The 5,391-nt window shown below is 41.5% G+C and carries 7 protein-coding genes and 1 pseudogene; 7 read left to right on the top strand and 1 reads right to left on the bottom strand.

Annotated elements, in window-relative coordinates:
• The 3 genes from CCAL9328_RS10255 to CCAL9328_RS10245 form a co-directional block, all read left to right on the top strand.
• Positions 1 to 1,133 (top strand): phage tail sheath family protein (locus CCAL9328_RS10255; protein WP_170000591.1); only part of this gene is annotated, 1,133 nt, incomplete at its 5' end.
• Positions 1,134 to 1,145: 12 nt separating this feature from the next.
• Entirely contained in the window at positions 1,146 to 1,661 is a 516-nt protein-coding gene (locus CCAL9328_RS10250) for a phage major tail tube protein (protein ID WP_170000590.1), read from the top strand.
• Between the two features lie 21 nt (positions 1,662 to 1,682).
• The gene (locus tag CCAL9328_RS10245) at positions 1,683 to 1,952 is read left to right on the top strand and encodes a phage tail assembly protein (protein WP_169937461.1); all 270 of its coding nucleotides are present in this window, start codon (positions 1,683 to 1,685) and stop codon (positions 1,950 to 1,952) included.
• 129 nt (positions 1,953 to 2,081) lie between these two features.
• Here the strand turns inward: CCAL9328_RS10245 and CCAL9328_RS10240 are convergent, their stop codons facing one another.
• Entirely contained in the window at positions 2,082 to 2,258 is a 177-nt protein-coding gene (locus CCAL9328_RS10240) for a hypothetical protein (RefSeq protein ID WP_170000589.1), read from the bottom strand.
• A 52-nt stretch (positions 2,259 to 2,310) separates the two neighbouring features.
• On the opposite strand from CCAL9328_RS10240, the gene CCAL9328_RS10235 reads away from it, so the two are divergent.
• From CCAL9328_RS10235 to CCAL9328_RS10220, 4 genes and pseudogenes are all read left to right on the top strand, one after another.
• The gene (locus CCAL9328_RS10235; RefSeq protein ID WP_170000588.1) at positions 2,311 to 4,557 is read left to right on the top strand and encodes a phage tail tape measure protein; all 2,247 of its coding nucleotides are present in this window, start codon (positions 2,311 to 2,313) and stop codon (positions 4,555 to 4,557) included.
• Positions 4,557 to 4,931 (top strand): phage tail protein, encoded by a 375-nt coding sequence (locus CCAL9328_RS10230; protein WP_169937467.1) that lies wholly within the window; start codon positions 4,557 to 4,559, stop codon positions 4,929 to 4,931. The genes CCAL9328_RS10235 and CCAL9328_RS10230 overlap by 1 nt, the downstream gene beginning before the upstream one ends.
• On the top strand, positions 4,924 to 5,118 hold the full coding sequence (locus tag CCAL9328_RS10225; protein WP_169937469.1) for a tail protein X: 195 nt from the start codon (positions 4,924 to 4,926) through the stop codon (positions 5,116 to 5,118). The genes CCAL9328_RS10230 and CCAL9328_RS10225 overlap by 8 nt, the downstream gene beginning before the upstream one ends.
• Positions 5,112 to 5,391: pseudogene (locus CCAL9328_RS10220) on the top strand (phage late control D family protein); the annotation flags it as partial. The gene CCAL9328_RS10225 and the pseudogene CCAL9328_RS10220, both read left to right, overlap by 7 nt.

The following is a 5,391-nucleotide window of genomic DNA, read 5'->3' as shown; positions in this document are numbered from 1 at the left end:
TCTCAGCAGAAGCGGCAAGACCGATTCAGGTTGAAAGCACGACGCCTATCGGGATTGCCGGACATGAAGAACTGCTTGAAAATGGCTTACACTTTTTTATGACGACCGATAAGGCGTTAGACGCTTTAAATGAGCTTTATGCAGCCAAGAAAGAAAAACAAGAGAGTTTTAAAAAAGGCTCAATTTATAGAGCCCTACGTGCCATTTCAGATCAAGCTGTAAATACACAGATTATCCTATCTGTTTTTACAAAAGATGAGGACGAAGATGGAAATGATGAAATTTCAGCTTGCGTCCATGCAATAGGGCTATTTGAAAAGGCTAAAGTGCAAACGGGCTACCGCCCAAATCTCATCATCGCCCCTGAGTTTTCAGGCGAGGATGCTATAAAAGCAAAGCTTGAAAGCGTTGCAAAAAGACTAAAAGGCACTGGCATTGTTGATTTAAAAGAGAAAACAGCAAGTGAAGCGATAGTTAAGATGAAAGACTTTGGCACAAGTCGCTTAATCGCCGCATATCCATACGTCAAGGTTTGGGATGATGAGGCAAACGACTATGCGATGCAGCCGCAATCGGCACGAATTGCCGGTATGATAGCACACACGGACGGATCAAGCGAATTTGGATATAGCGACAGCTACTCAAACCGCGTAATGGGCGGAGCGGTAGGACTAGCCGATGATATAGACTTTGAGCTAGGAGAGACCTGCACGGCGGACGAGCTACGTGCGGCGCATATCTCAACCGTGATCCGTGAGAGCGGATTTAGAGCTTGGGGCGGGGAAACAAGCGACCAAGATACTATCTGGCAAGATTTAGCAAGGGTTAGAATTTTTGACAGAATTAGCGAGGCAGCTCAAAAGGGAGTGCTATTTGCGATTGATAAAAAAGCCGATCAACTCTATCACGCCAAACGCTCGGTATCGGAGCTGCTTCGTGGGCTGGTTGGTGCAAAGGTATTGCTCGGATATGAGCTATCTTGGAGCGAAAAGAACACCGACGCAAACGTAACGGCTGGTAAATTTTACCTAGACGTGAGAATGCAGAACAACCCGATCGTAAAACAATTGACGCTAGATTTTATCTATGTGGATAGCTACTCGAGCCGGCTAATGGATGATTTAAATAAATAAAGGAGATAAAAGATGTTAAAACGACAAGTTCCTCAAGTGGTCCAAGAGGCTAACGTATATATTAACGGACAAGGATATTTAGGTGTGGTAAAAACCCTAAATATTCCAAAGATAGAGCAAGATATGATAGAAGCCAAAGGTGCGTTAAGCGGTAACTTCGCAAGCGGAGTTATAAAGCCTGTGGAAATGGAGTTTAAACTAAACGTGCTAGATAAAAATATGTATCTAGGATATGGGCTAAATACTTGGAATAATAGAATTCCTTTTTTATTTAAAGCAAGTATCTTTCAAGCGGGCAAAGGTGAAGCACAGCCGTTTTCTATGGCGGTAACGGGTGATATTATAGAAATCGATCCGGGCAGCTTTGAAAGCGGCAAGGAGCTTGAAATCACCGTAAAGCTTGCCGTGCACTTCCTTGATATAAACATAGACAAGATACCGATGGTGCTATTTGACGTGGAAAATATGATATGTCTTATAGGCGGAGTGGATTATCTAGCAAAAGTTAGATCAAATTTGGGCGAATAATAAAATTTAAAAGGATAAAAAATGGCAAACACAAAAACACAAAATCAAAACATCGTAGAAGAAAACGGCGAAAAATACACTATCGTAAAACTAGACGGCGATAAAGAGCTAAAAATAAGACATCCAAAGGGTCGTGATCTAAGATTTGCGATGAGTGGCGGCGGAAGCGATAGCGATATAATTTTTAAAATGGCTTCAAATTTAACATGCCTAAGCGAAGCCGAGCTTGATGATATGCCGGCTCGCGAGTGTAGCGAAATATTAAAGGAAGTTTCTCGTTTTTTAGGATAGCGCCCACTTATAAGGGCGTTAGCCTTATAGGTCATGTTTTAGGTTTTTCTTTTGATGAGATTATGAGCTTTTATTTAGACGAGTATCAAATGTTTTTAAAAGAAGCGTGTGAAATTTATAAAGCGGAAGCTACTTAAAAGCTTTGCTTTTTATGTTTTTTAAGGTTTTATTTGCGGTATTAAAAACAAAGCCCAAAGCGCCGATAAAAACAGCCAAAAGCCCAAGTCCTAAAACGACATGTAAAGCCGTCGGCACAAAATAAAACAGCAAAAAAAGAGAAGTAAAAATAATCATAAAAGCTAACATTTAAAACCTTTGTGCGTTTTTATAGGTCAATTATATTATAAAAGGAATATAAATGCAAGAAGAGAGTATAGGTATAAGCATAGGATTGGCAGTTAGAGGGCTCAGCAAGATAGAAATCCTTCGTAAGAGCTTTACAAATGCTACAAACGGCATAAAAGAGACCTATGATGCTATAAAGAAATTAGATAGCGTTAAGCTTGATACTCTTCGGCAAAACATCCGTGCTAACCTAAAAGATACGCTTGGCGAACTTGCAACCGTAAATAACGCTCTAGCTAGCGGCATATTTGGCACAACTGTTAAATTTGCCATAGACGATGAAGCGGCTTTTGCTAATGTTAAAAAATATGTAGATGATAGCAAAGAGAATTTGCTTGCTCTAAAAAACGAGATGCGAAAGGCGTCAAGCGAACTTGGCGAAAGCTTTGCAAATATAGCAAACATTGCAAGCGGAGGCGGCAAGATAAATTTAAAAGGAAAGGAGCTAGTAGAATACACAAAGCTACTAGCTACCGGTTCGGTTGCGTTTGAGATGAGCGCAGAAGAGCTTTCGCGTGCTAGTAATAATATGAAAGTGGGTTTTAAGATAGACGATATAAACAAGATGACCCAGTTATTTGATGCCGTAAATTTACTTGATAACAAGGTAACAAATGCAAATGCAAGTGATATTTTTACCGCATCATCGCTTACCGCCGCAAACGCAAACCTAATCGGACTAAATGAAAAGGCGGCATCCGCGATAGCCGCTACCATGCTAAGCACCGGTAAGGCTAGCTCGGTCGTGGGAACATCATTAAATGCTTTATACTCGGGGCTTTCAATGGCGGATAAAAAGGGAGAGAACTTTCAAAAGGCATTAAATACTATAGGGCTTGACGCAAATTACTTAAAGACGGCTTTACAAAAAGATGCAGCAGGTGCTATCACTCTTTTTATAGAGCGAATTTCAAAAGCTCCTAAGCAGATGCAAGCCGGGCTTTTATATGATCTTGTGGGCGGAAATTTTAGCGATGAGCTTGCCGGACTTGTTACAAACGTAGATGATCTTAAAAAGAATATGGCATTAGCCTTTTCGGACGAAGCTACCGGTAGTTTAAAAAAGGAGCTGCAAGCAAAGCTTGACACTACAAAATCAGGCATCGAAAGGCTTACTCAGTCATGGCGAAACTTAGGCTCTATAATGGGCGAAGTATTTTTACCGCTAGCCAATACGCTAGCTAACGCATTATCAAGACTAGGAAATTTTATAACCGATATGAGTATAAAATTTCCGTCGCTTACTACGGGTGTCAGTTATGCGGTAGCAGGCTTTATGATTTTTAAGCCGCTTTTATTGCTTACAAAAATAGCGGCTCTAGCGGCGGCGGACGGATTTATAAGTATGGCAAAGGTTCTATCTTGGCTAAATCCGCTTACCGTAGTAGCCAAAACAAGGTCGCTAGCTCATGCGTTAGCCTTAAAATATCAAGCCTTTAGTACGTGGCTAGTGGGCGCGAGACTAAGAGCCGCGATAACGCTTAGTGCCGCATGGACGGCGGCTACAAAGACGGCAAGTGCGGTCTCGCTTGGATTTAGCAGGGCTTTGGGGTTTTTACATACGGGTTTCTTAAGAGCCGTAAAAGGTATCGGCATGATGAAACTTGCTCTTATTAGCACAGGTATCGGCGCTTTAGTAGTCGGTATAGGTATGGCCGCATCTTGGCTGATAGAAAACTGGGATAAGGTAAAGGCGTTTTTTAGCAGTATCTGGGAAAGCGTTAAACCTTACTGGCAAGCAACTACGCAGTTTTTTAGCGATATTTGGCAAGGACTAAGCGAATTTTTAAGCGGTATATTTGCTCCGGTTATAGATACATGGAATAACATATTTGGCGGATTTTTTGACTGGATAGGCGAAAAGTTTGCATGGGTTAGCGACTTAATATCAAGCATAGGCGACTCCATAGGCAAAGCCACCAGCTGGGCTGGCGAGAAGCTAGGCATAGGAGACGGCAAGGAAAGCAACTGGTATAACCCTCTTAGCTGGTTTAATGACGATACGGCTAAACCGGGTGAAAAGGCACCTGGTTTGAGCGATGCGTTCGACACGACTTCGCCAAGCGTGGCTAAAAGCGCAGCAGCCATGACAACAAGCGGAGCCACGATAAACATAAATTTTAGCGGCGGTATAAACATAGCCACGAGTAACGGCAAATTTGATATGGCGGAGTTTGAAAGACAGCTGGTGTCCAGCGTAAAAAGGGCTTTAAAAACTGATGAGATGAACGCCAAAAATAGAGACATAAGGGGGCAATAGTGGTTTTAAGTCTAGGCGGCTTTAAGTTTGGCTGGAAACAAACCGACGGCATAAGCCGTGAAAGCGAATTCGGCATTAACCAAAATGATAGGATAGGAAACTATCCTGCTTTATTTCGCGCAAATTTAGGAAACGAAAGTATAAAAATAGACGGACATACATTGCCGTATCAAGGCGACAAGCAAGAGGCTCTAAAAGAGCTTTATGCTCTTGCGCACGTTGGATCTAGTTATCCGTTAGTAACCGGATACGGCAAATATCTAGGCAAATTTGTGATAACAAAAATAAGCGAGAGCCAAGCGGTTTTTACAGATAACGGGCTATTCTTTACACAGGGGTTTAGTTTGGAGCTGAAAAGGGATTATGATGGATAAAATTTATATAGCTAGCGACAATGAGCGTTTAGATACTATCATTTATAAACATTACGGCACTTTAGAAAACTTTGCCGAAATTTTAGCCCTTAATAGTCATTTAAACGCTATTTTAAGGGCTGGAGATAAAGTCTTTTTGCCTAAAATAAAGGTAAAAGAGATAAAAAGCGAGAAAACGTTATGGTAAGAAAACCAAATTTTAAACTACTCGCTAAAGGCAACGACATAACAGCTAAAATCAAAGCTAATTTAATAAGCCTAAACTACGAGGATAAAGAGGGAAGCGAAAGTGATGAGATAGCGTTTGTAGTAAACGGCATATACGCTAAACCGATGTTCGGCGATAATTTAGAGCTTTGGCTTGGGTATGAAGACAATCTTTACCATTGCGGCAAATTTAGCGTGCAAACAGCCACGCGTGATTACAAGGCAAATACAACCGAAGTTAGGGCTACGGCGG

The organism is Campylobacter sp. RM9328 (genome assembly GCF_012978615.1).
Note: the sequence above shows the minus strand (reverse complement) of the source record. Positions and strands in the feature narration are given on the sequence as shown.